The sequence below is a fragment of the Mesorhizobium sp. WSM4840 genome (assembly GCF_055811755.1).
The window spans coordinates 1-1,272 of sequence record NZ_JBVVQD010000097.1; the positions used below are offsets into that span (position 1 = coordinate 1).

Here is a 1,272-nt window from a genome sequence, read left to right on the forward strand (position 1 = left end):
CCAGCTCCCCATTACTGGATCTGCCCATAAGGCAGCTGTTGTACGCGATCCGCCATTGGCCGCAGTCCGCGCAGGCCTCGACGTGACCACCTAGGGCTGCGGTGCGGCAGTGTTCGATCGCCGACATGACCTTGAGCTGCTGTAGGCTGAGCTGCCCTGCATGGGCGACCCGGTAGGCGGGCCCGGCAGCACGGAAGATGTCGGCGACCTCGATAGAGGCGCGCACGCTCAGCCGTCGGGCGAGATCTCTCCCGGCTTGAACAGGCCAAGCTTGTCGAGCGGACTGGTTACGGAGCGTACCGTCCGGGTCGCGACCTTGGCGTAGAGGGCCGTGTTGTCGAGCTTGGCGTGCCCGAGCAGGACCTGGATGACCCGGATGTCGGTGCCGTCCTCCAGCAGGTGGGTGGCGAAGCTGTGACGCAGCGTATGCGGTCCGACCCGCTTGGCGATGTCGGCGGCCTGTGCAGCCTCGACGACGATGCGATGGAGCTGCCGCGTGCTGATCGGCTTCATCGCGTGCTGCCCCGGGAACAGCCAGCCGTCGCGATGCATCACACCCTGTTGCCGCCCGACCTTCCACCACTGGCGCAGCAGGGCAAGCAGGTCGGCCGACAGCATGGCATTGCGGTACCGCCCGCCCTTGCCATGTTCGACGCGCAGCAGCATGCGCTCGCTGTCGACGTCGGTGACCTTCAGCGTCGACACCTCGGCGACGCGCAAGCCCGCGCCATAGGCGACCGACAGCGCGGCCTGGTGCTTGAGGCAGGTGGTGGCGTTGAGGAGACGGGCAACCTCGTCGCGGCTCAGGACCACCGGCAGCTTGCGCGGATGCGACAGGCGGACCAGCCTGCGCGCCAGGTCCGGGCGGTCGAGCGTGTGGGTGAAGAAGAAGCGCAGGGCCGACACGATGCTGTTCATGGTCGGCACGGGAACGCCGTCTTCCTGCTGCCCGACCTGGAACCGGCGCAAGTCATCCGCTGTGGCCGTGTCCGGCGATCGGCCAAGGAAGCTTGCGAACCGCCCGACATCGCGGACGTAGTTGCGCTGCGTCTCCTGGCTGAACCGCCGCATGGTCATGTCGTCAATCAACCGTTGGCGCAGCGGGCTGATCGGTGCATCGAGAACAGGATGGGGCATGGTCAGGCTCCTTGTTGAAGAAGCCTGTGATGCTCTGCCGCCGCCGAACGACGCTCAATGCGGGCGCGGCAACCGGATCGTGACCTCTACCTCACCGCGCGCGCCCATCCCGCGCAGCGGGTTCGTTCTCCGGCC

Annotated in this window: 2 protein-coding genes; both read right to left on the minus strand. The window is 67.2% G+C overall.

The window, feature by feature from the left end; genetic code table 11:
• Nucleotides 1-226 (minus strand): transposase zinc-binding domain-containing protein (locus tag AC0L3I_RS36835; RefSeq protein WP_473530218.1); only part of this gene is annotated, 226 nt, incomplete at its 3' end.
• 2 nt (nt 227-228) lie between these two features.
• On the minus strand, nt 229-1,137 hold the full coding sequence (locus AC0L3I_RS36840; protein ID WP_473530219.1) for a tyrosine-type recombinase/integrase: 909 nt from the start codon (nt 1,135-1,137) through the stop codon (nt 229-231).
• Nucleotides 1,138-1,272 lie beyond the last annotated feature (135 nt).

Excerpts from the sequence above, each read along its gene's own strand:
- AC0L3I_RS36840 (WP_473530219.1), bottom strand. The coding sequence starts at position 1,137 with ATGCCCCATCCTGTTCTCGATGCACCGATCAGCCCGCTGCGCCAACGG.